Origin of the sequence: Faecalibacterium sp. 7 (genome assembly GCF_049562865.1) — a bacterium.
In the GTDB taxonomy this organism is placed as follows: Bacteria; Bacillota; Clostridia; order Oscillospirales; family Ruminococcaceae; genus Faecalibacterium; species Faecalibacterium wellingii.
This window is the reverse complement of record NZ_CP186911.1, coordinates 1,941,433-1,965,015: the sequence shown is the minus strand read 5'-3', so window position 1 is coordinate 1,965,015 and position 23,583 is coordinate 1,941,433. Positions and strand designations below refer to the sequence as shown.

Genomic DNA, 23,583 nt, shown 5'->3' with positions numbered 1-23,583 from the left:
GATAATACGAAAATTGGGAGCATCTGCGGATGCTCCCGATTTTCATTTTCACGGGAGCGGGGTCTAAACTGCAGAATGCATTTCTGCTGCCGTGTGCCGCAGCGGCCTTTCCTGTGAAAAAAGAATTCCGGAAAATCCGCAGATTTTCCGGAATTCTAATATAAAAAATGTTTCCTCTGATTATGGCGCAGCGCACGCGGAGCCATCTCAAATCGATTTGTCAGTTCTGGGGATGCACGATATCGCGCCAGTCCAGATCGCCGCGCTCCAAGCCGTGGATCAGCACCTCGGCGGTGGCGATGTTGGTGGCCATGGGGATATTGTGCACATCGCACAGGCGCAGCAGCGTCATTTCGTTGGGCTCGCTGGGCTTTGCGTTGATGGGGTCGCGGAAGAACAGCAGCAGGTCGATCTCATTGCAGGCGATGCGGGATGCGATCTGCTGGTCGCCGCCCTGCACACCGGCCAGAAAGCGCTGCACCTGTAAACCGGTAGCCTCAGCGATCAACTTACCGGTCGTACCGGTGGCCACCAGTTTATGCTGGCTCAGGATCCGGCAGTAAGCCGTACAAAACTGAACCATCAGCTCCTTTTTGGAGTCATGTGCAATGAGTGCGATCGTCATCCGTTACCCTCTCCTCTTTCTTCACGATGCGGACCCACTTGTAAAAAGTCCTTCGGTTGAAATGATATCACAAAATCCAATCTTTTACAACCGTTTTTTATACAAAACATTCAATTTTGTTTTCTTTTCAGGGGTGTTCCCATTCAAACCACCGCTGCAGCGCCCTTTCCCGCGTCGGTTTTGTCTCCCGTTTTCAGTTCTCCGGCGCAATGGCATCGGGGTTTTGTTCGGCCTGCGCTACGTCCGGCCCATCCTGTACAGCAGGCTGCGCTGTGTCTGCGGCAGGCCCTTCCGGTGCAGCGTCCTGCGCTGCGGGAGCCGTCTGCCCGGCCTGCGGCGCAGCGGTGTCGGCGGTCTGCCCGACTGCCGTTTGTCCTGCGGCATCGGTCTGGGACGCGTCCTGTTTTTCCTGCTGGGCCTGCTCGGCCTCTTTTTCTTCCTCTGCCTGCTGGGCAAGAGAGCCGTCCTTCAGGGCAAAGTAGGCATTGGCGATATCCACCACCAGATCACCGGTACGGGCACCGTAGCCGCCGTACTCAATGGTGATGCCGATGGCGATCTGCGGATCGTCCGCCGGCAGGTAAGCCACCATCATAGCGTTCAGATAGTGCTTGCCTGAGGCATAGGTCTCGCTGCGCTGGGGCGTACCGGTCTTGCAGGCGATGGGCACCGGATAGCTTGAAATTTTGCCGCTGATGGTGCTGGGCACCTGCTTCATGCCCTGACGCACCAGTTCAAAGGTGTTGCCGGTGCCCTCGATGACATCCATGACCTCGGGCTTGGTCTCGCTGAGCACCTCGCCGGTATTGGTATCCAGAATGGCCTTGACGAAATGCGTGCGGTAGCGGGTGCCGTTGTTGGCCAGCGTTGCCGCATAGGTGGCCAGCTGGATGGGGGTGACCACCGTGTTGCCCTGACCGATGGCGGCCTGAACGTCCAGCGATGCGGTATAGTTGGAGTCGTTCTTGGTGGTCAGCCGTCCCAGCGCCTCACCCACCTCCACGCCGGTGCGCTGGCCCAGACCCAGCTTATAGGCATAGGCATCATAGACATCGCTGGTCAGGCGGCGGCCCACATCATAGAAGAAGACGTTGCAGCTCCACTTGATGGCTGTGATCACATCGATGTTGCCGCTGTGGCCGTGGCGGGTGCAGCGGGGATGATAGTCCTTAAAGTAGTTGTACACGCCGTTGCAGTATACAGTAGAATACTGATTGATGAGGCCGCTGTCCAGCGCAGCCACCGCCACGGCGGGCTTGAAGGTGGAGCCCGGCGTATACAGGCCCTGCAATGCGCGGTTGAACAGCGGCAGGCTCGGGTCAGAGCTGTACTCACTGTAGTTGGACGCATACAGGTTCTGGTCATAGCTGGGGTAGTTGGACGCTGCCATCACGCTGCCGTCCTTCACATCCAGCACCACCACCGCACCGGCGGCAGCTTTCATGGTGCCGGTGTTGTACACGCGGTTGATCATGTCGATGTTCTCTGCCAGTGCCTTGTCCACAGCGCGCTGGAAGTTGCTGTCGATGGTCAGCTGCACCGTGTGGCCCGGCTCCGGCACTGTGGTCAGGCGGGTATCCACGATCACGCCGTCCGAGTTGCGGGTGATCGTCTCCACGCCATCCTTGCCGCGCAGCTCATCCTCATAAACGGATTCCAGGCCGGAAATACCCAGAACATCGTTCATATTATAGCCTTTTTCCCGCAGCGGATAGGTCACCTGACCATTTGAATCGGTCACCTTCCACTTTTCAGCCGTGATCTTGCCCACACGGCCCAGCACGGCCGGGATGATATCGCTCTGATCGTAGCTGCGGGCACTGGTCTCCACGATCTCCACGCCGGGCAGCTGCAGGCTGTGCTCCTTGATGGTAGCCACCGTTGCCGCGCTGACGTTTTCTGCCATGACAAAGTTGTTCACATTGGAAAAGGCCTGCCGGTCCATCTCGTAGTGGATGCCGGCCAGCACCCGCTGCCATTCCAGCGAAAAGCCCTGCAGCTCGTTCTTTTCCACCAGCATTTCCATCACATCGTTAGCGGTGGCATACTGCTGCAGGCCAAGGGTCTCCTTCATATCCGCCAGCTGCTTCTGATCGCTGGCAGAAGAATCATCGTCTGTAAAGGCATAGCGGCCTGCTGCGTCCGGCTGGCCGATGAGCAGAGTATCGTTCCAGCTCTCGCCGTTTTCCCGCAGCAGCTCCACGATCTGCTGCAGCATGGCGTCCAGATCGCGGTCCCCCATCAGCAGCTTGTTGAGCACCACATTATAGCTGGTGGCCGTGGTGGCAATGCGCCGCCCGGCGCTGTCCACGATGTCGCCGCGGGCCGCAGTGACCGTGAAATTATAGTCGGTGGTGTTGGTCGCCTTGGCTTTGAAATCGTCGCCGTTGACCAGCTGCAGAAAGATCAGCCGCATCGCATACAGACCCATGATAACACAGGCCACTGCGATGAGCAGGAGCATCCGGTGCAAGACGGTTTTTCGTTCGTTTTGGTTCATCCGCGTTTCCTCCGGCGGTTCAGATCACGCCGTTGTCGATTTTGAACTCGTTATAAATGCGCCGCACCAGACTGAACAGCATCAGCGACGGCACCAGCGTCATCACTGCCGAGGGCAGCACAAAGGTGAGCCAGCGGCTCAGCGCCCAGCTGTAACCCGGCATATAGTAAAAAAACAGCCAGTCCAGCGAGAGCACCACAAGGGCCGTGCCGGTGCCGATGAGCGCAAAGTTCCATGTGCTGCCCTGCAGATACACCTGCACCAGCACCGAAAGCGCAAAGCAGAGCAAAAGCAGTTCCAGCGCCAGCATTCCCACCGTGCGCCCGGCGGTGTAATCCCACAAAAGGCCGCCTACCGCGCCGAACAGCGCCCCGGCAAACTCGCCCTCGTACACCGCCACCGCAAGGCAGAGCGGCAGGATGAAAAGCGGTTTTGCCTGCCCCAGCCGGAACAGGCCGGGCGTGGTCTGTAATGCCGCGCACACAAACAGCGCTGCCGTGTAGCAGACCCATTTCAACGCCTGACTGCGGCTGCGCATATGGCGTGATTCCATACCGGTGCCTCCTTAATAGTCGGTGATGACAAAAACATGCTTGACGGTGCGCGGGTCTGCGCCCGGGCGGATGACCGCCACCGAGGATTTGCCGCTGACTTCCGGCTCCACCTTCTGCACCACGCCCACCAGCACATCCGGCGGGAACACGCCGCCAAGGCCGGTGGTGATGACCTGATCGCCCATCTGGGTCTCGGCGGCGCGCTCCAGATTGGTGAGCACGCACAGGCCGTCACCGGCGTAGTCGGTGCTGCCGGTGAGGATGCCGTTTTCCCGCGTGCGGGACACAACGCCCGCTGCGTTGAAGCTGGGATGCAGGACGGTCATCACCTTGCAGCTGGTGGTATCTGCCTCCACCACGACGCCCACAAGGTAGCCCTTATCGCTGATCACGGCATCGCTCACGGCCACACCGTTCACGGTGCCGCAGTCCAGCGTAAAGCCGCCAAACTCATCCAGCGGGTCGCGGCCGATCACAAAACCAGAAACATAACTGGCCTCGCTGTTGGTATCCTGAATGCGGGTCAGCGCCTTGTAGGCTTCGTTCTCCGCCTTGATGCGGTCGTAGTCCACCATCTGCTGGCGCAGTTCGGCGTTCTCGGCTTCCAGCTGTTCGTTCTGGGCCATCACATCATCGATGCTGGTGTATTTTTCCCACACCGAACCGATGCCGCCGCTCAGGGCCGAAGTCACCTTCTGAAACGGCGTAAGCACCACGCTCAGCAGCTCCTGCGGGGCAGCAGTCAGTCGGCCATTGGCGCCGGCATAGGCCATGATCCCCACCAGAAATACCGCCACCGCTACCAGTATCTTAAATTTCCATGTGTCAAAAAAATCCTTCAAGGGGGTGTCCTCCTGTTCGGGCTCCTGCCATAAGAAAAGCGCGGACAGCTCTGCCATCCGCGCAAGGAACATTGTTTGCCGCGGAAATCAGCGCAGGCGCTGCGCAAAAGAGCTTTTTCCGCAAGTACGGGCTGCGGCCCGTGTTACATGTGTCCGCCGTCGGTGTCCAGCACATCATGCAGGACGTCCACGTGATCCAGGACCGCACCGGCACCCTTGGCCACGCAGTCCAGCGGATCTTCCGCAATGTGCACGTCGATGCCGGTCTCGCTCTGGATCAGCTCGATCCAGACCCCGCAGCAGTGCGCCGCCGCCGGTCAGGGTGATGCCGCGGTCGATGATATCCGCGCTCAGCTCCGGCGGGGTGCGCTCCAGCGTTTCCTTGATGGCGCTGGTGATCTTGACCAGACACTCCAGCAGTGCCTCGCGCACATCCTCCGAGTGGACCACGATGTTTTTGGGCAGGCCGTCCACCAGATTGCGGCCCTTGATCTCCATTGTCATTTCAGGGTCCAGCACATAGGCAGAGCCGATCTCGATCTTGATCTGCTCTGCGGTGCGCTCACCAATGAGCAGGTTGTATTTGCGCTTGATGAAGGCAATGATGGCCTGATCGAACATATCACCGGCCATGCGCACGCTGCGGGAGGCCACGATGCCGCCCAGAGAAATGACAGCGATCTCAGCCGTGCCGCCGCCGATGTCCACGATCATGCTGCCGGTAGGCTCGCTGATGGGCAGGCCCGCACCGATAGCAGCAGCCATGGGCTCTTCAATGACGGACACCTGACGGGCACCGGCCTTGAGGGTCGCTTCGCGCACCGCGCGGCGCTCCACCTCGGTGACGCCCGACGGGATGCAGATGACCACGCGGGGGCGGGAGAACATGCTGTTGCCGCATGCCTTCTTGAGGAAGTTCTCCAGCATATTGGCCGTGATGTCAAAATCGGCAATGACGCCGTCCTTCAGGGGGCGGACCGCTACGATGCTGCCGGGAGTGCGGCCAATGACTGCCTTTGCCTCGGCACCCACGCAGCGCACCTCATCGGTCTTGGTGTCCACGGCCACCACCGAAGGCTCACGCATGATGATGCCCTTGCCCTTCATATATACCAGAGTATTTGCGGTACCCAGATCGATACCCACATCTTTTGAAAACAGGCCCATTGTAATTTCTCTCCTTATTGCTTCCCATTGAAATCTATCCAGAGCGTCCGGCGGACTTTTTACGCCGCCCTGCGCAGAATAACACGGTTCTATTATAGCCGCAAGCCAATGATTTCTCAAGCGTTTGCGCAAGTTTTCTTCGTTTTTTCCAGTTTTCTCACATAAAATGTGCCAGCAGCTGTACGGTGCGGCTCACCGGCAGGCCCATGATCGTGTAGTAGTCGCCCTCGATGCGGTCCAGCCAGAGGGCCGCACGGCCCTGAATGGCGTAGGCCCCGGCCTTGTCGTAGGGTTCAGCGGTGGAAGCGTAAAAGTCGATCTCCTCCCCGCTCAGCGGAAAAAAGGTAACGCGGCAGCTGTCCACAAAGCTTTCGGTGCGGGTCCCGTCCGAAATGCACACACCGGTGTGCACCTCGTGGGCAGCACCGGAAAGGGCCCGCAGCATCCGCTTTGCGTCCTCTGTGCTGTGGGGCTTGCCGAATACTTCACCGTTCACATCCACCACGGTGTCGCAGCCGATGACCACCGCACCCGGGTGCTGGGCCGAAACAGCAAGGCATTTGCCCCGGGCCAGCTGCTCCACCAGCTGAGCAGGGGTGTCGGCCTGCACTGTACTCTCGTCAAAATCGCTGACACAGACGGTGAAATCGGTGGTGTACAGGGAAAGCAGCTCCCGCCTGCGCGGGCTGCCGGAAGCTAAAATCAAATTCATAGGATCCATCTTTCTTTTCAACATCCTTGCCCGCTTATTTACCCGTCGAGCCAAAGCCGCCCTCGCCGCGCTGGGTATCGCCCAGTTCTTCGGCGGGCACAAAGGCGGCGGTGTACACCGGTGCAATGCACAGCTGCGCCACACGCTCACCGGGCTGGATGGTGTAAGCCTCCCTGCCCAGATTGACCATGGGCACCTTCAGTTCGCCGCGGTAGTCGCTGTCCACCACGCCCACGCCATTGGCCATGCACAGGCCGTGCTTGATGGAAAGGCCGCTGCGGGCATACACCAGTGCCACGCTGTGGGCACCCGGCAGCTCGATGGCAAGGCCGGTGGGCACCAGTGCCCGCTCCATAGGGGCAAGGGTGAGCGGCTCGTCCAGCACGGCGCACAGGTCGGCGGCGGCAGAGCCGGGGGTGGCGTAGGCGGGCACCTTTGCCCGGGCATCCAGTACCTTATATTTTACAGTGATGGGTTCCATAGTATACCTCGTTTTTTATTCCTCTACTGCGAGCTCGCCCTTCGGGAGAGCTCCGGCATTGCGCCGCCGCAGGCGGACGATGCCGATGAGAGGGTCAGTTCGTACCTTTAAAATACAGTCCGCGGGTAAAATCACCCTCAAAGGGTGCGTGGGTGCGGATCATGTCAAGGATCTGCGCTGCTTCCTCCCGGCTTTCCAGCGTGAAGTAGGCCACACCGTAGTCCACCGTCAGTGCGCCCGGCTTATCTCCCATATAAATAGGTACGGGATTGTAGATGGTGCGCACACCAAGGCCACACCGCACCGGGAATTTCTTTGCCTTGCGGTCGGTCAGCACACCGGTCTTATCGCAGTGGACGCAGTCGTGGATGTTCTGCAGCGGGCAGGCGCGGGTGACCATCAGCGGCATGTGACCGTACACCAGCACACCGGTAGGCACCGGCCTGCCGTCATGGGTGGGGGCAATGGTGCTGATGTCGCTGTCCTTCACCTCGGGCAGGATGAGCACGGAGCCAAGGCCGTTGTCTGCATAGAACTGTGCGGCCAGCTGATTGGTGATGTTCAGGCCAAAGCTGCCGCTCATGGGCAGGCCCCGGCACAGGCGCAGGTGGGCGATATTGCTCACCTCATAGCCCGCAAAACCGGCATCCTGCGTGGCCGCGATGCGGCGGGCAGTGTCCTCTTCCAGACGGCCGAACATGACCCGGGGCAGCTCCAAAAGGGTCTTTGCCCGCCATTCCCGGGGCACGCGGTCAGCCTGTGCAATGGGCAGAATGAGATACTCGATGCCGTCAAGCGCCCGCTCCGGCACCTGCTCCCAGTTCTCAAACCGGGCACGCAGGGTGCGGCGGGACGGCAGGGTGCGCAGCGGCAGAGCGGGCACATGCTCGTCCGTGGTGGGCCACGGGCGCAGCACTTCCCGCTTTTTCAGCAGGGCATCCAGCGCTTCCCGGCGCAGCTCGTTGACGGCGCTGCCGGGCACGAACCACGGCCCACCGTCCATTTCCACCGTGATATCCTCTGCCGATGCCGCAAAGGGCGTACCGCCGGTCTTGGCAAGGCTGCGGTGCAGGCTCTCGGTGGGGTCGGTGCGGGCGGGCTGCGGCTCAGCGTCGCCATAGGCGAAGGCCTTATTGCCGTCGGCGTCCATGACGGTGAGCTTCTCGCCGCCCTCTTCGATTCTCCAGCTTCATCTTCACCGGCACACGGCTGCGCTCACGGCGGTAAAGCTCCCGCAGCATGGGCAGGGTCTTTTTGGTCTGCTCGGCGTCCGCTTCGCTGCGCACACCAAACATGGTACCGTCAATTTTCCCATCCAGATAGCCGGAGGTGAAGCCCGAACGACTGAAGGCATTTTTCAAAAGGTCACGGTCGTAGGCGCGGCCCTCCCGGCCTGCCAGACAGGCGCTGACCGCCGCCGCCACGTACTCCGGCGTGCGCAGACGGCCCTCAATTTTTGCCGATGCCACGCCAAGCGCCTGCAGCTGGTCCAGCTTATCGATGACCGAGTTGTCCTTCAGGGACAGGTGGTGCAGACGGCCCGGCTTACCCTCCGGCAGAGCGTTTGCCTCAAAGGGCAGTCGGCAGGGGCCTGCACAGGAGCCGCGGTTGCCGCTGCGCCCGCCCAGAAAAGCCGACATATAGCACTGGCCGCTGACGCACATGCACAGCGCGCCATGCACAAAGCACTCGGTCTCGATGCCGCAGTGCTTCGTGATGTGCTCCACCTCAGGCAGGCTCAGCTCCCGGGCCAGCACCACCCGGGTGAAGCCCAGCTCCTTGAGCTCCAGTGCACCCTGCAGGCTGTGCACGCTCATCTGTGTGGAGCCGTGGCGGGGCAGCTGCGGAGCGATCCTGCCGATCAGGGTTGCCACCGCCAGGTCCTGACAGATGACCGCATCTGCCCCGCTGGCGGCAACGGCACGAATGGCTGCTTCCAGCGCGGGCAGTTCCCCGCCGTAGACGGTAGTGTTCAGTGCCACATGCACGGCCACGCCCCGGGCATGGCAGAAGCGCACCGCATCTTTCAGCGTGTCTGCGTCAAAATTGTTGGCACTGGTGCGGGCGTTGAAGCCCGAAAATCCCAGATACACTGCATCGGCCCCGCTGAACACGGCGGCACGCAGCATTTCTTCATTGCCCACCGGGGCAAGGATCTCGATCTTTGACATATTTCTCCTTTATCCTGTAAAAGGCGCTCAGCCCTTCTGTTCCGCGTCTTCGCTTCTGCCCGCCGTCTGCTGCGCGGCCTGCTGGGCGCGCTCTTCGCGCCGGGCTTCCTTGCTGCGCATCTTTTCCAGCTGTTCCCGCAGAGCGGCAGCCTCCCGGCGCAGCACCTCGTTTTCCGCCTTTGCCTTGTCTTCTGCCAGCTTTGCGCGGGCGGCGTCCGCAATGTAGTCCTGGATCTGGCTGCGCATATTCTCCGCGCTGCCGGTGCTCTTGCGGTACTCATCCAGATAATCCATGGCGCAGAACACCGCCGCCTTCGTCACCGAAAGGTTTTCGTTTGCATCCAGCAGCTTTGTGATATCCTCGTCCAGCTTTTTTGCCAGCGACTGGATATATTTTTCCGGGTCCGTCGTAGCGATGGCATACGGCGTACCCGCAATGTTCACCCGTACCTTGTTGACCATATCTATTCCCCTTTATCCTTTTCCGCCCTTGCACAGGCGGTTCTGTTCTTGGTAATTTCCGGAAAACGGCACCGTTTCCGGTACCGTTTCGGCGTTTTGTTCTCCTCCGGGAGAGTTACCCGGCACATTTCCCCCGGAATTTGTGCCCGAAAATGTTTCGGAAAGCAGTTTTCTCTCCCTATTATAATATAAATAAGCATCAAGAAAAAGTGTATTTTTTGAAATTTTGGCATATTTATCAGAAAGTTCAATAAAAAAATGTCAGTTACGGAAAAAATCCCCTGATTCCTTGCATTTGTCATTCTGCCATATTATAATATCCTTGTTATGTTGGCGGCAGAGCAAGTGAGGGAAAGTGCCTGCAGGCGCCAATTATTTCAATTATTTTAGCAAAGCTGAAAACTTATGCGGATAGGAGTACCTTTATGACATCGAAAGAATTCGGTAAACTTCTTCAGGACAAGCTCACCAGCGAGTACGGCGTGGAGCTGAGTGTTGCTTCCAACCAGCAGATCTACCGCTCTCTGGCACTGATCTGCCGCCAGATGATGAGCGAGAACCACAAGAAGTTTCAGTCCAAGGCCATTGGCACCGGCACCAAGCAGGTGTACTACCTGTGCATGGAGTTCCTGATGGGCCGCAGCCTGAAGACCAGCCTGCTGAATCTGGGTCTGGACGAGGTGGCAAAGAAGGCCCTGTCTGATGCCGACATCAGCATTGACGGCATCTTTGAGGAAGAGCCGGATGCAGGTCTGGGCAACGGCGGTCTGGGCCGTCTGGCTGCCTGCTACCTGGACGGCATGGCCACCACCGGCATCTGCGGCACCGGCTACTCCATCCTGTACGAGTACGGCATCTTCAAGCAGAAGATCGTGGACGGCTGGCAGCAGGAGCGTGCTGACAACTGGCTGCCCGGCGGTCAGGTCTGGCTGAAGAGCCACCCGGATCAGGCAGTGGAAGTGCGCTTTGACGGCGAGATCCACGAGAACTGGGACAACGGCTTCCACTATATCCAGCACACCAACTACAACAGCGTCATGGCTGTTCCCTCTGATATGTATGTGCAGGGCTACGACGGCAAGGGCGTTGCTAAGCTGCGTCTGTGGCAGGCAAAGGCACCGGATTTTGATATGTCCAGCTTCTCTCTGGGCAACTACAACACTGCAATGAGCAAGAACGCCAATGCAGAGCTGATCTCCAAGGTGCTGTACCCCAACGACAACCACGTGGAGGGCAAGATCCTGCGCCTGCGCCAGCAGTACTTCCTGTCTGCCGCTTCCATCGGCGATATCGTGCAGAACCACCTGTCCAGCTATGCGACCCTCGAGAACCTGCCCGACAAGGTCGCCATCCAGCTGAACGACACCCACCCCACCCTCGCCATCCCCGAGATGATGCGCATTCTGCTGGACGAGTGCGGCTTTGACTGGGACAAGGCATTCAACATCTGCCAGAAGGTCTTCTCTTACACCAACCACACCGTCATGGCTGAGGCTCTGGAAAAGTGGAACGTGGACATCTTCAAGATGACCCTGCCCCGTATCTACCAGATCGTGGTGGAGATGGATCGCCGTGCCCGTGCTGAGCTGGAGAAGGTATTCCCCGGCGACAAGGGCAAGATCGACTATATGGCACTGATCGGCGACAATCAGGTGCGCATGGCAAACATCTGCGCCTACACCGCCAACAGCATCAATGGCGTGTCCAAGCTGCACAGCGAGATCATCAAGGACAGCGTCTTCCACGATTACTACCTGTTCAAGCCGCAGGCCTTCAAGAACGTCACCAACGGCATCGCTTACCGCCGCTGGCTGCTGGCCTCTAACCCCGGCCTGTGCAAGCTGCTGGATGAGACCATCGGCGACGGCTACAAGCACGATGCTTCCAATCTGTCCAAGCTGAACAAGTTCGAGAACGACAAGACCATTCTCAAGCGCCTGAACGAGATCAAGCTGGAGAACAAGACCAGCTTTGCCAACTATCTGGCAAAGAGCACCGGTCAGATCATCGACCCGAACTCCATTTTTGACTGCCAGGTCAAGCGTATGCACGAGTACAAGCGCCAGCACCTGAACGCGCTGAACATCGCTGCCCAGTACCTGTACCTGAAGGAGAACCCCAACGCCGACTTCATCCCCAAGACCTATATCTTCGGTGCAAAGGCTGCTCCCGGCTACTACATGGCAAAGCAGATGATCCGCATGATCTGCAAGCTGGGCGACCTCATCAACAACGACCCCGCTGTGCGCGACAAGCTGCGCGTGGTCTATCTGGAAGAGTACTGCGTCTCTCTGAGCGAGCACCTGATGCCCGCCGCCGAGGTCTCTGAGCAGATCTCTGGCAGGCACCGAGGCTTCCGGTACCGGCAACATGAAGTTCATGCTGAACGGCGCTATCACTCTGGGTACTCTGGACGGCGCAAACGTGGAGATCGCAGATGCTGCCGGCAAGGAGAACGAGCTGATCTTCGGTATGCTGACCCCCGAGGTGAACAACCTCAAGCAGGTGGGCTACCATCCCAACGCCTTCATCATGGGCGACGATGTTGCCAACAACGCTCTGAACTTCCTGGAGCGCGGCTGGAATGGCGAGAACTTCCACGAAGTGACCGAGAACCTGCGCAGCAGCGACCCGTATATGGTCATGGCCGACTTCAAGGATTACCGCCGCGCACAGGCCGACCTGCAGAAGCTGTATGCCGACCGCGAGAAGTGGGCACACATGAGCCTGAAGAACATTGCCAACAGCGGCATCTTCAGCGCCGACCGCTCTGTGCTGGATTACGCACACGACATCTGGTACGCTTCCCCGGTGCCCATGGGCAAGTAATTTTCCCTTAAAAAATCCATCTGCCCCGGCGGCGTTTGGCCCGCCGGGGCTTTTTTGAGAAAGGACGACCCTGCTTTGTCTTGTCTGTTCAATAGCTACGACCCCTATTTCAAGCAGCCATTTGGTGCGCTGCGGGCCGGTCAGACCATGCGCCTGACCCTTTGCATCCCGGAAGAGCTGGGCTATGTCGATCCTCACCTGGTGCTCCAGAAAGAGGGAAAATATGACGTGCCGGTGCACTACCGCATGAAGTTCGACGGCCAGACCCCCCAGCAGAACCACTTTTCCGTGGAGCTGCCGCTGAATGACCCAGGCCTGTACTTCTACTACTTCGACCTCTACACCGACTTCCGCCGCATCTACCGTGGGCCGGACAACTGCGGCGTTGTCAGCTGGCAGGAAGGCGAAAAGTGGCAGATCACCGTCTACGATGCCGGTTTCCAGACCCCGGAGTGCATCAAGGGCAAGGTGTTCTATCAGATCTTCCCGGACCGGTTCTGCGAGGGCATTGAGAACAAGCCCATGCCTTTCCCGGACCGGCTGTATCAGGCCGACAAACACGCCGAACCCTTCTGGCAGCCCAATGAGACCGGCGGCCACCTGAACGAGGACTATTTCGGCGGCGACTTGGAAGGCATCCGCATCAAGCTGCCCTACCTGCGGGAGATGGGGGTGGACTACCTTTATCTCAACCCCATCTTTGAGGCCCACTCCAACCACCGCTACAACACTGCTGACTATCTCAACGTAGACCCGCTGCTGGGCACCAACGAGGAGTTCGAGGTGCTCTGCCGCGAGGCCGCCAAGTACGGCATTGGCATCGTGCTGGACGGCGTGTTCAGCCATACCGGCTCCGACAGCCGCTACTTCAACCGCGAAGGCCGCTATGGGGACGGCGGCGCTTACCGCGACCCCAGCTCTCCCTACCGCAGCTGGTACGATTTCGACCCCAAGTACAAGGGCGGCTACCGCAGCTGGTGGGGTTTCGAGACTCTGCCCGAAGTGAACGAAGAGACCCCCTCGTTTGTGGAGTTCATCACCGGCGAGGGCGGCGTCATCGACACATGGCTGCGGCGCGGTGCCGCAGGCTTCCGGCTGGATGTGGCCGACGAGCTGCCGGACGACTTTATTGAAAAGATCCGCGCCGCTGTCAAGCGGGTCAGCCCGGAGAAATTCCTGCTGGGCGAGGTGTGGGAGGATGCCACCACCAAATACGGCTTTGGCCAGCGCCGCACCTACCTGCTGGGCAAAGGGCTGGACAGCGTGATGAACTACCCCTTCAAGAATGCTGTGCTGGATTTTGTAAAGGGCAAGCCCGCCCAGCAGGCCATGGGGGAGATCCTGTCCATCTGCGAGCACTACCCCGCCCCTGCCATGGACACTGCGCTGAACTTTCTCTCCACCCACGACACCGAACGCGCTCTCACCGTCATTGCGGACGAGCCCGCCAACGGCCGGGGCCGCGAGTGGCAGAGCGGCCGCTGTGTGACCGGCGAGGCCTACGAGGAAGGGATGCTGCGCCTGCGCATGGCCTATGCCATCATCTACACGCTGCCCGGCGTGCCCTGCCTGTATTACGGCGACGAGATCGGGATGCAGGGCTACCGCGACCCCTTCAACCGTGCCTTCTTCTGCTGGGACAGCCACGAAAAGCGCCTGAAGCCGGTGCTGGCACAGCTGGCGCAGCTGCGCCACAGCTGCGAGGCCTTCCGCACCGGTGAGCTGCGGGTGCTGCGGGCGCAGGACGGCATCCTGCACTACCAGCGCGTAGGCGAAGCGGAAACAGCCGAGATCATCGTGAACCGCTCGGAGCACATCATCGTGGAGCCGCTGGCTTCCGGAAAGCACACGGAGGTGAACCCTATGGGCTTTACCATCGTGGTGGAGGAGAACGGTCACAACCCGAACCACAGCTATTACGATATCAAGTAAAACCGATTTGAATGCCCGCCGCGTTCGCTCTGGGCATATTCAGAGGAACTTTTATCTTTTATTTTCGCAACAACGGGCAGCCTGCGGGCCGCCCGTTGTTGCATTTTCACGCAAAGGGCCGTATCCGCAAACTACATCTTGCACTGCTTTTCATTTATTTTGTTCTTTATTTCGTTTTCTGCGCAACGTTCCAGCAAAAAACGCTTGACCTTCCACCCGGGGGATACTCTATAATAGGGGCATAAGGAGGGAGAACCATGAATCCTGTTCCATTTCTCTGGCTGGCTGCCGTGGTGGGCTTTTTGCTGTTAGAGGCTTCCACCTTCAGCATGACCTCCGTCTGGTTCGCCGTCGGCGCAGCTGCCGCTCTGCTCACCTGCCTGTTCACCGGTTCCTTCCGCGTTCAGGCACTGGTGTTCGTTGTGGTAAGCGCCCTGTGCCTGCTGATGTTCCGCCCGCTGGCCGCAAAGCTGCGCCAGAAAAACGTTCCCACCAATGGCGACCGCAACCTTGGCCGGGAGGCCACCGTGCTGACCACCGTCACCGCCGACCTGCCGGGCCGTGTGCGGCTGGACGGCGTGGACTGGAATGCCCGCTGCGCCACTCCCGGCGACATCCTCACCCCCGGGCAGCGCTGCCGTGTGACCGAACTGCACAGCACCCTGCTCATCGTGGAGCCCGTATTGACCGAAAGCCGCAGAGCGTGATTTGCGTTCTGCGCTGAAACGTTGCACCCATCTGAAAAAGGAGAACCACTATGGTCATGTTTTTTCTGATCCTCGCGCTGGTCTTTGTCGTCCTGCTGGTGATCATCACCAACATCGTCATCGTGCCCCAGTCCAAGGTGTATGTCGTTGAGCGGCTGGGCAGCTACTCCGACACATGGTCGGCAGGCCTGCACATCAAGATCCCCTTCATCGAGCGCATCGCCAAAAAGGTAAGCCTGAAAGAGCAGGTGGCAGACTTTCCCCCTCAGCCGGTCATCACCCGCGATAACGTTACCATGCAGATCGATACCGTGGTGTTCTTTCAGGTAATGGACGCCAAGCTCTACACCTACGGCGTCAACCAGCCCATCGCCGCCATCGAGAGTCTGTCTGCCACCACCCTGCGCAACATTATCGGCGAAATGGAGCTGGACCACACCCTGACCAGCCGTGACGTCATCAACGGCAAGATCACTGCCATCCTGGACGAAGCCACCGACAAGTGGGGCATCAAGGTGAACCGCGTGGAGGTGAAGAACATCATCCCGCCGCGTGAAATTCAGGAAGCCATGGAGAAGCAGATGAAGGCTGAGCGCGAGAAGCGCGCCGTGATCCTGAAGGCCGACGGTGAAAAGCAGGCCGCCATTACTGCCGCCGAGGGCGAAAAGGAAGCCGCCATCCTGCGTGCAGACGCGGTGAAGCAGCAGCGCATTCTGGAAGCCGAGGGCGAAGCACAGGCCATTCTGGCCGTGCAGAAGGCCAACGCCGACGCCATCCGCCTGCTGAACGAGGCCATGCCCAGCGATAAGGTTCTGGCCATCCGCAGTCTGGAAGCTCTGGCCAAGGTCGCCAACGGCAAGGCAACCAAGATCATCATTCCCTCGGAATTGCAGAATCTGGGCGGCGTTGTGCCCAGCATCAAGGAACTGATGACCGACCCCAAGGACGCAGAGTGAGCTTTTTGTTTTGAATCGCCTCCGCTTCGCTCTGGCTGTTTTCAGCGGAAATTACTTTTAAGTAGAGCACCTCCGGGCAGACTGCGGTCTGCCCGGAGGTGCATTTTCACTGGAAAGGCCGGAATGGAAACATGCATTTTCTGGTTTCAGCCCTTCTTTGTGAAAAAAAGGGTATTTCAAAATTAAAAATTCATTTCCGCTGAATCTGTGCAGAGCAAAGCGGAGCACATTCAAATCGTTCGTATTGCATCTGTGCCCTGCCTGTGATACCATACAGATAACCAAAACGATACAGCTGGAGGACTTTTCCATGATCTACGATACCCTGAACAACCTGCCCAACTATCTGGGCGTCAGCGACAATCTGGACACCGTCATTGAGTACATCATGGCCCGGGATATCACCACCCTGCCCGCCGGGCGCACCCGCATCGATGGAGACAAGGCCGTGGTCACCGTGAGCACCGTCACGCCCCAGACCTCCGACAAGGCTCTGTTCCAGCGCCACGACAACCACATCACGCTGGAGACCGATCTGGACGGCAGCGAGCTGTTTGAGGTGAGCCTTGCAGAGCTGACCCCCACCAAGCCCACCGATGAAGCCGCCGACACCACCGTGGGCACCGCCGGTACCAGCATTGCCGGAATGCTGTGCGAGGGGCGGTTCGCCCTGTATCTGGCCGGAGAACCCTATAAATCCGGTCTGAAGGCGCAGGGCTGCGGTAAACTGAAGAAAGCCGTGTTCAGCATCGAGCTGGATCCGGACGAGGAAGAGACGGAGGAATAACCGAAAGGAGACTTTCTGCATGGGATTTTTTGCTGTACTGGCTGCAAGCCTGTTCGCCGTGTTCCTCTTTACCGTGTTCGGCGGCTATTCGCTGCTGCTCTGGTGTCAGCAGTCCCTGTGGATGGTGGTTCCGCCTGCGGTAGTGCTTGCGGTTTTGATTTGGACGTTCCTGAAAATGGACGACAAGATCACCGCCCTGCAAAAGCGGGTGGACGAGCTGGAAGCCGCACAGAAACCCGCCGAAGAGTCCGAGAAATAAATACAGCGACGCCCCTGCAGAAAAAGCATTTCCTGCAGGGGCGTCGCACTTTTTACACCTTACTTTTTATCCTGTGGGTCATCCAGCCCTTTGAACATTACCATACCCAGACTGACAAAGCTGGCACCCAGCACAAAACCGACCGTTCCCAGCGTCACGCTGAACAAAACGCCCATAGCAACACCGAACAGGATACCCGCGATTTGACTTTTCTTCATTTTACTGCTCTGCCTTTCCGTACCATGCAACGGATAGCCGCCATGAGAGAGCATACAGCGTCAGCACCACCGCCGCAATACCCAGCAGCCCCAGCGACGAGATGCTCTGCGGAAGAAGGTTTCTCACAAGACCGTCCTCGTTTGCGGCCACGGAAAAGCCCATCAGGGCCGAGAGTGCACCAACTATAAAATAGAACCCGACCTTTGCCTTTTCGTAGCCGAAGCGGTAGCTCAGCGGCAGCAGGATGGTGCTGCTGAGCAGGGTGGTCATGCCCACCTGCACCAGCGTAGAGATCACGAGCGCGCTATCCACGGCTACCCAGTGCAGCTGTGCCACGCCAAGCGCCGCGGCAGCAAAAGCCTCTGCCAGCACCAGCCCGCACAGACCAACGATGTATTTACACCCTACCAGCTGCTCTTTTGTGGCCGGAAGCGCGGCACTGTATTCGTTGAATTTGCTGGTCTGGTCGTATGCCAGCAGTGTCATGGGCATCATACCCAGCAAAAAGCCCGCATAGACAATGAAGAAATTGGCCCCGTTCATCATCGAGATCACGCCCACACCCATCATGACTACAGCTGCCACAACGACCATTTTTGCGTAATACCATGCCTGATATGCATCCTTTAATATCAGACCTTTCATTGTACATTCTCCCCTTTCACCATCAGCACAAACAGTTCCTCAATGCTTACCGGGTCAAGTTCTGCCCCGGCGGGCATTGCATCCCGGCGCACAAGCGCCTCTATCCCGTAGGGAGTGACCCGCTTGCCGTACACCCGCGTATCCAGTGCCGCCAGCTGCGCCGCCGTACCGTGCCACAGGGCGTATTCCTCCCGCAAAGCGTCCTTTTCCTCACAGAGCAGCAGCCTGCCCTTGTGCAGGAAGGCGATGGTATCGCACAGCTTTTCCAAATCGCTGACGATGTGGGAGGAGACGAGGATAGAGTGGTTTTCGTCCCGGGTAAAGTCCAGCAGCAGGTCGGTCACCTCGTCCCGCACCACCGGATCCAGCCCGTTGGTGGCTTCGTCCAATAGCAGCAGCTTCGGGTGGTGCGCCAGCGCCACGGCAATGCACAGCTTCATCTTCATGCCGGTAGAGTAGTCCTTGTATTGCTTTTTGTCCGGCAGGCCGAACTTCCGGCACAGCTCCGCATAGGCAGCAGCATCCCAGTTGCGGTAGATGCCCGCCATCACCTTGCCTGCCTGCACTGCGTTCAGGCACAGGGGGATGCCCTCGCTGCCCAGCACCACACCGATCTCCTCTCTGGTGCGGACGGAAGCGGTGCGGCTGTCCCTGCCAAGGATGGTCACGGTACCGCCGTCCCGCTGCACCATATCTAAGATTAACCGGATAGTGGTGCTTTTGCCCGCTCCGTTTTCACCGATCAGTCCGCAGATGGTGCCGCCGGGCAGGGTCAGATCCAGCGGTCCGAGGGTAAAGTCCTTATAGTGCTTTGTAAGTCCCCGCAGTTCCAGTGCGTTCATGTTCAGCCCTCCCACAGCAGTTCCAGCATCTCCCGCAGCTCTTCCCTGCTCAGCCCGCAGGATACGGACAGGCGGACGGCTTCGGTAAGGTGCGCTTCAATTTTTTTCAGGTTCTCTTCCCGCAGCAACTCGGTGTTTTTAGGGGCTACAAAAAAGCCCTTTGCCGGTACTGCGTAAAGGAAGCCCTCTTTTTCCAGTTCATCGTAGGCGCGCTTGGTGGTAATGACGCTGATGCGCAGATTCCGTGCCAGCCCCCGGATGGAGGGCATGGCCTCGTCCGGCTGCAAAGCCCCGCTGATGATCTGCTGCTTGATCTGGTTGTAGATCTGGTCATAGATGGGCGCGCCGCTTTTGTTGTTGATAAACAGTTCCATCGGCTGCTCCTTTGGCTCTTGTGTTTTATCTGTATATGCACAGTATATACAGTAGATACAGATTTGTCAAGAGAATGCGCAAAAAAATACACCCGCCGTCCAAAACGGACAGCAGGTGCATTTTTTAGGTTTTACAGTGCCTTGATGGCAGTCTTGATGCGCTCGGCGGCCATCTTGGTCTTTTCGGCGTCACCGAAAGCGGTCAGGCGGAAGTAGCCCTCGCCACACTCGCCGAAGCCCACGCCCGGGGTACCGACCACGCCGCAGTTTTCCAGCAGCCAGTCGAAGAACTCCCAGCTCTTCATGTTACCGGGGCAGCGCAGCCAGATGTAGGGGCTGTTCTTGCCGCCGCAGTACCACACGCCGCACTCGTCCAGAGCGTCCGCGATGACCTTGGCATTCTTGCGGTAGTAGTCCAAATTCTGCTGGATTTCGGCCATGCCGCTCTCGGTGAACACCGCAGCGGCGGCGCGCTGCACCACGTAAGGCACACCGTTGAACTTGGTGGTCTGGCGGCGCAGCCACAGCTTATTGATGTTCATGCCCTCGCGCTCCAGCTCCTTGGGCACCACGGTGTAGCCGCAGCGGGTGCCGGTGAAGCCTGCGATCTTGGAGAAAGAGCAGATCTCAATGGCGCATTCGCGGGCCCCCTCGATCTCGAAGATGCTGCGGGCGAGGTTCTCGTCCGAGATGAAGCACTCGTAGGCGGCATCGTACAGGATGATGGCATTGTTCTTGCGGGCATAGTCCACCCAGACCTTCAGCTGGTCGCGGGTGTAGGCGGCACCGGTGGGATTGTTGGGGCTGCAGATATAGATGATGTCCGCCTTTACGTTCTCGTCCGGCATACCCAGGAAGCCGTTCTCCTGACCGGTGCGGCTGTAGATGATCTTACGGCCGTCGGTCACGTTATCGTCCACATAGGTGGGGTAAACGGGGTCCGGCACCAGCACGGTGTTGTCCACATCGAACAGGCCCAGCACATTGGCCAGATCACTCTTGGCACCGTCCGAGATGAAGATCTCGTCCTCTGCCAGCTGGGTACCGCGGCCTGCATAGTAGCCCTGAATGGCCTGCTTCAGGAAGGGGTAGCCCTGCTCCGGGCCGTAACCGTGGAAGCCTTCCTTTGTGCCCATTTCATCGGCAGCGTCATGCATGGCCTTGACCACGCACTTTGCCAGCGGCTGGGTCACATCGCCGATGCCCAGACGGATGATTTCCTTCTCCGGGTGTGCTTCCTGATAGGCTGCCACCTTGTGGGCAATGTCCACGAACAGGTAGCTGGCCTTCAGCTCGTTATAGTGTTTGTTCATCTTCATAGTACTTTCCCTCGCTTCTGTTTTGGTATGACCCTCTCAGTCATCTCGCGTCCGCTCGATGCCAGCTCCCCCGAGTGGGGGAGCTTTTTTGTTGTGAAGAAAAACTTTTCCTCTTGATGTGGAAAAGCTCGCCCTTCGGGAGAGCTGTCGCCGTCAGGCGACTGAGAGGGTTCTCGTTTTCCTTACACTTCCGTCGTGCCCTCGCACACGGTCTCGGCGGCGCCGGTCATCAGCAGCTGTCTGCCGGGCAATACCCGGATGGTCAGCACACCGCCCCGCAGCTGCACATGGATGTCCTCCCCTGCCGGGCAGATGCCCAGCTCGGTCAGGGCTGCCACGGTGGCACAGGTGCCGGTGCCGCAGGCCCATGTTTCACCGCTGCCGCGCTCCCACACCCGCATCTTCAGGTGGGTGGCATCCACCACCTGCACAAACTCGGTGTTGATGCGCTCCGGGAAGTTTGCGTGGTGCTCAAAGGCGGGGCCGATGTCCTCCAGCTTCAGGCTGTCTACATTCTCTACCACGGTCACGCAGTGAGGATTGCCTACGCTGATGCAGGTCACCTGCCAGTCTTTCCCGTCCACGGTCAGGGTCTTATCCACAAGTGCGCCGTCTCCCATGTTCACCGCCGGCAGGTCGGCAGGCATGGCACTGTAGGCCCCCATCTCCACCTGCCACAGGCCCGCGCCCTTTCGGGTGACGGTCTTCAGACCGCTGAGGGTATCAATAGCAAGGGTCTCTTTGGAGATGCCGTGGGTATACAGCCACTCGGCCACGCAGCGGATGCCGTTGCCGCACATCCTGCCCTCGCTGCCGTCGGCGTTGAAGATGCGCATCATGCCGTCGGCTCCCGCCGACTGCGCAGCGCAGATGCAGATGATGCCGTCGGCTCCGATGGAAAAATGCCGCCGGGACAATTTTTCGGAAAGGGCTGCGATATTCTCCGGCACACCGCTTTCGCGGCAGTCCAGATAAATATAGTCGTTGGCGCAGCCCTGCATTTTGGTAAATGAAAGCTTCATGTTCCATTCTCCTTATTGGTGAACAGTCCGTTCACCTGAACTTACTTCTCTATAATGATAAGAAACCCGGGGGCTTCTGTCAAGCGAAAATATGCGTTTTGGAACTTTTTTCGTGTTCCCGGACGGGAAAGCGAAAACAGGGCTTGACAACAGCCACGGCATGGGATATAAAAAAAGAGAGCGTTCTGTACAGCCCGGTGGAGCCGCGCAGCATCCGCAGGCGCACCATCACAGCGCCGCACCCACGGCCCCAGTGTACAGACCAGCAAAACAACTGCAAAAAGGAGACCACAGGAATGGATACTTTTGAAAAAATCCGTGCATTGCTGGCGGAGCAGCTGGATGTCGATCCGGCAAAGATCACGATGGACAGTGACATCATGAGCGATTTTGAGGCCGACAGTCTGGACATCGTGGACATGGTGATGACGCTGGAGGATGAGTTCGGCATCGAGGTGCCGGATGACGCCATCGAGTCCCTGCGTACCGTGGGCGATGTGGTAAACTTTGTGGACAGCCACGCGCAGAACTGATTTCAGTCGAAAAGCCCCGTTCTCCGCGCTGCGGCACCCGGCCGCGGCTGCAGGCGGGGCTTTATTATGGTTCGTGCGGAACGCACAGCGTTTGGCGCACGGCCTTAGGAGGATAAATACAAATGGCAAAAGATTCAAAGAAGCTCGTACAGGCGATCACCAGTCAGGAAGAAAACTTTGCACAGTGGTACACCGATATCTGCGTCAAGGCAGAGCTGGTGGAGTATTCCAGTGTGAAGGGTTTCATCATCCTGCGCCCCTATGGTCAGGCCATCTGGGAGCTGATCCAGAAGGACATGGATGCCCGCTTCAAGGCCACCGGCCATGAGAACGTGGCAATGCCCGTGCTGATCCCGGAAAGCCTGCTGCAGAAGGAAGGCGAACTGGTCAATGGCTTTGCGCCGGAGGTGGCGTGGGTCACGATGGGCGGTTCCGACAAGCTGGAAGAGCGTCTGGCCGTGCGTCCCACCAGTGAGACCATGTTCTGCGACCACTGGTCCCGCGTGCTGCACAGCTACCGCGAGCTTCCCATGAAATACAACCAGTGGTGCAGCGTGGTGCGCTGGGAAAAGACCACCCGTCCCTTCCTGCGCAGCCGCGAGTTCTGGTGGCAGGAAGGCCACACCATCCACGAGACTGCCGCCGAGGCGGAGGCTGAGACCCAGCAGCAGCTGAACTGCTACGCAGACGTCTGCGAGCAGGATTACTGGCCATTCCCGTGGTGAAGGGCCGCAAGACCGACAAGGAAAAGTTTGCCGGTGCCGAGGCCACCTACACCATCGAGGCCATGATGAAGGACGGCAAGGCCCTGCAGAGCGGCACCAGCCACTACTTTGGCGACAAGTTCAGCAAGGCTTACGACGTCACCTTTACCGGCCGCGACAATCAGCTGCATCATCCGTTCCAGACCAGCTGGGGTGTTTCCACCCGTCTGGTGGGTGCCATCATCATGACCCACGGCGACGACGACGGCCTGATCCTGCCCCCGGCAGTGGCCCCCATTCAGGTGGTGGTGGTGCCCATTGCTGCCCACAAGCCCGGCGTCAGCGAGAAGGCTGCCGAGCTGGCAGAAAAGATCAGCAAGTATGCCCGCGTGAAGCTGGACGACAGCGACAATGCCCCGGGCTGGAAGTTCTCTCAGTGGGAGATGAAGGGCGTGCCTCTGCGTCTGGAGATCGGCCCCAAGGATCTGGAAAAGAACCAGTGCGTGCTGGTGCGCCGCGACACCCGCGAAAAGGTCTTTGTCTCTCTGGACGAGCTGGAAACTGCCATCCCCGCCCAGCTGGAGGCCCTGCGCAAGGACCTGTACGAGCGTGCTCTTGCCAACCGCGAGAAGCGCACCTGGGCTGCCACCACCATGGACGAGGTGAAGGAGCTGGCCAAGGCAAACACCGGCTACATCAAGACCATGTGGTGCGGCGACCTTGCCTGCGAAATGAAGATGAAGGAAGAAGTCGGTCTGTCCAGCCGCTGCATGCCCTTTGAGCAGGAGCATCTGAGCGATGTGTGCCCCTGCTGCGGTAAGCCCGCCAAGACCATGGTCTACTGGGGCGTGGCATACTAAGCTTTCCTTTTACTGACAGCACAAAAGCTCCCGGAGCATTTCGATGTTCCGGGAGCTTTTTCTTGTTTGCAGAACTCCTTC

At 58.9% G+C, this 23,583-nt stretch carries 19 protein-coding genes and 4 pseudogenes; 8 read left to right on the top strand and 15 right to left on the bottom strand.

What is annotated here, in order from left to right; translation table 11 throughout:
• Positions 1-220 precede the first annotated feature (220 nt).
• The 9 genes and pseudogenes from mgsA to ACKXF7_RS09810 all read right to left on the bottom strand — a co-directional run bounded on the left by mgsA (position 221) and on the right by ACKXF7_RS09810 (position 9,514).
• On the bottom strand, positions 221-625 hold the full coding sequence (mgsA, locus tag ACKXF7_RS09850) for a methylglyoxal synthase (RefSeq protein ID WP_005939970.1): 405 nt from the start codon (positions 623-625) through the stop codon (positions 221-223).
• A 193-nt stretch (positions 626-818) separates the two neighbouring features.
• Positions 819-3,125 carry a penicillin-binding transpeptidase domain-containing protein gene (locus ACKXF7_RS09845; RefSeq protein WP_423741183.1) on the bottom strand — a complete coding sequence of 769 codons (2,307 nt, stop codon included), beginning with the start codon at positions 3,123-3,125 and terminating at the stop codon, positions 819-821.
• 19 nt (positions 3,126-3,144) lie between these two features.
• Positions 3,145-3,678 carry a rod shape-determining protein MreD gene (gene mreD / locus ACKXF7_RS09840; RefSeq protein WP_423741182.1) on the bottom strand — a complete coding sequence of 178 codons (534 nt, stop codon included), beginning with the start codon at positions 3,676-3,678 and terminating at the stop codon, positions 3,145-3,147.
• Positions 3,679-3,690: 12 nt separating this feature from the next.
• Entirely contained in the window at positions 3,691-4,521 is an 831-nt protein-coding gene (gene mreC, locus ACKXF7_RS09835) for a rod shape-determining protein MreC (protein WP_339395189.1), read from the bottom strand.
• 143 nt (positions 4,522-4,664) lie between these two features.
• Positions 4,665-5,688: pseudogene (locus tag ACKXF7_RS09830) on the bottom strand (rod shape-determining protein).
• Positions 5,689-5,845: 157 nt separating this feature from the next.
• Positions 5,846-6,400, bottom strand: coding sequence for a Maf family protein (locus ACKXF7_RS09825; protein WP_249237001.1), 555 nt, complete (start codon positions 6,398-6,400; stop codon positions 5,846-5,848).
• Between the two features lie 34 nt (positions 6,401-6,434).
• Entirely contained in the window at positions 6,435-6,881 is a 447-nt protein-coding gene (gene dut / locus ACKXF7_RS09820; RefSeq protein ID WP_249237002.1) for a dUTP diphosphatase, read from the bottom strand.
• A gap of 94 nt (positions 6,882-6,975) precedes the next feature.
• A pseudogene (locus tag ACKXF7_RS09815) lies at positions 6,976-9,052 on the bottom strand (DUF3656 domain-containing U32 family peptidase).
• A gap of 27 nt (positions 9,053-9,079) precedes the next feature.
• Positions 9,080-9,514 (bottom strand): cell division protein ZapA, encoded by a 435-nt coding sequence (locus tag ACKXF7_RS09810; protein ID WP_348583163.1) that lies wholly within the window; start codon positions 9,512-9,514, stop codon positions 9,080-9,082.
• 425 nt (positions 9,515-9,939) lie between these two features.
• On the opposite strand from ACKXF7_RS09810, the pseudogene ACKXF7_RS09805 reads away from it, so the two are divergent.
• The 6 genes and pseudogenes from ACKXF7_RS09805 (at position 9,940) to ACKXF7_RS09780 (ending at position 16,984) form a co-directional block, all read left to right on the top strand.
• A pseudogene (locus ACKXF7_RS09805) lies at positions 9,940-12,343 on the top strand (glycogen/starch/alpha-glucan phosphorylase).
• Between the two features lie 75 nt (positions 12,344-12,418).
• Entirely contained in the window at positions 12,419-14,275 is a 1,857-nt protein-coding gene (locus ACKXF7_RS09800) for a glycoside hydrolase family 13 protein (protein WP_423741181.1), read from the top strand.
• Between the two features lie 257 nt (positions 14,276-14,532).
• Positions 14,533-14,982, top strand: coding sequence for an NfeD family protein (locus ACKXF7_RS09795; protein ID WP_423741180.1), 450 nt, complete (start codon positions 14,533-14,535; stop codon positions 14,980-14,982).
• A 50-nt stretch (positions 14,983-15,032) separates the two neighbouring features.
• The gene (locus tag ACKXF7_RS09790) at positions 15,033-15,938 is read left to right on the top strand and encodes an SPFH domain-containing protein (RefSeq protein WP_005939926.1); all 906 of its coding nucleotides are present in this window, start codon (positions 15,033-15,035) and stop codon (positions 15,936-15,938) included.
• A gap of 310 nt (positions 15,939-16,248) precedes the next feature.
• Entirely contained in the window at positions 16,249-16,725 is a 477-nt protein-coding gene (locus ACKXF7_RS09785; protein ID WP_015537814.1) for a YhcH/YjgK/YiaL family protein, read from the top strand.
• A 19-nt stretch (positions 16,726-16,744) separates the two neighbouring features.
• Positions 16,745-16,984, top strand: coding sequence for a hypothetical protein (locus ACKXF7_RS09780; RefSeq protein WP_348583157.1), 240 nt, complete (start codon positions 16,745-16,747; stop codon positions 16,982-16,984).
• Positions 16,985-17,043: 59 nt separating this feature from the next.
• Here ACKXF7_RS09780 and ACKXF7_RS09775 read toward each other — a convergent pair whose 3' ends face one another.
• From ACKXF7_RS09775 to dapF, 6 genes are all read right to left on the bottom strand, one after another.
• Positions 17,044-17,202, bottom strand: coding sequence for a hypothetical protein (locus ACKXF7_RS09775; protein WP_348583156.1), 159 nt, complete (start codon positions 17,200-17,202; stop codon positions 17,044-17,046).
• 1 nt (position 17,203) lies between these two features.
• Positions 17,204-17,848 carry an ABC-2 transporter permease gene (locus tag ACKXF7_RS09770; RefSeq protein ID WP_423741179.1) on the bottom strand — a complete coding sequence of 215 codons (645 nt, stop codon included), beginning with the start codon at positions 17,846-17,848 and terminating at the stop codon, positions 17,204-17,206.
• Positions 17,845-18,690 (bottom strand): ABC transporter ATP-binding protein, encoded by an 846-nt coding sequence (locus ACKXF7_RS09765; protein WP_423741178.1) that lies wholly within the window; start codon positions 18,688-18,690, stop codon positions 17,845-17,847. The genes ACKXF7_RS09770 and ACKXF7_RS09765 overlap by 4 nt, the downstream gene beginning before the upstream one ends.
• A gap of 2 nt (positions 18,691-18,692) precedes the next feature.
• Entirely contained in the window at positions 18,693-19,112 is a 420-nt protein-coding gene (locus tag ACKXF7_RS09760) for a GntR family transcriptional regulator (RefSeq protein WP_423742626.1), read from the bottom strand.
• Positions 19,113-19,195: 83 nt separating this feature from the next.
• A complete protein-coding gene (locus ACKXF7_RS09755; protein WP_249237013.1) occupies positions 19,196-20,383 on the bottom strand; it encodes an LL-diaminopimelate aminotransferase in 1,188 nt (395 codons plus the stop codon).
• 182 nt (positions 20,384-20,565) lie between these two features.
• Positions 20,566-21,405, bottom strand: a complete 840-nt coding sequence (dapF, locus tag ACKXF7_RS09750; protein WP_423741177.1) for a diaminopimelate epimerase — start codon at positions 21,403-21,405, stop codon at positions 20,566-20,568.
• Positions 21,406-21,701: 296 nt separating this feature from the next.
• Between dapF and acpP the strand changes: the two genes are divergently transcribed.
• A complete protein-coding gene (gene acpP, locus ACKXF7_RS09745) occupies positions 21,702-21,938 on the top strand; it encodes an acyl carrier protein (RefSeq protein WP_044953468.1) in 237 nt (78 codons plus the stop codon).
• A 122-nt stretch (positions 21,939-22,060) separates the two neighbouring features.
• Positions 22,061-23,502, top strand: a pseudogene (gene proS, locus ACKXF7_RS09740) (proline--tRNA ligase).
• The last annotated feature ends 81 nt before the right edge of the window (positions 23,503-23,583 follow it).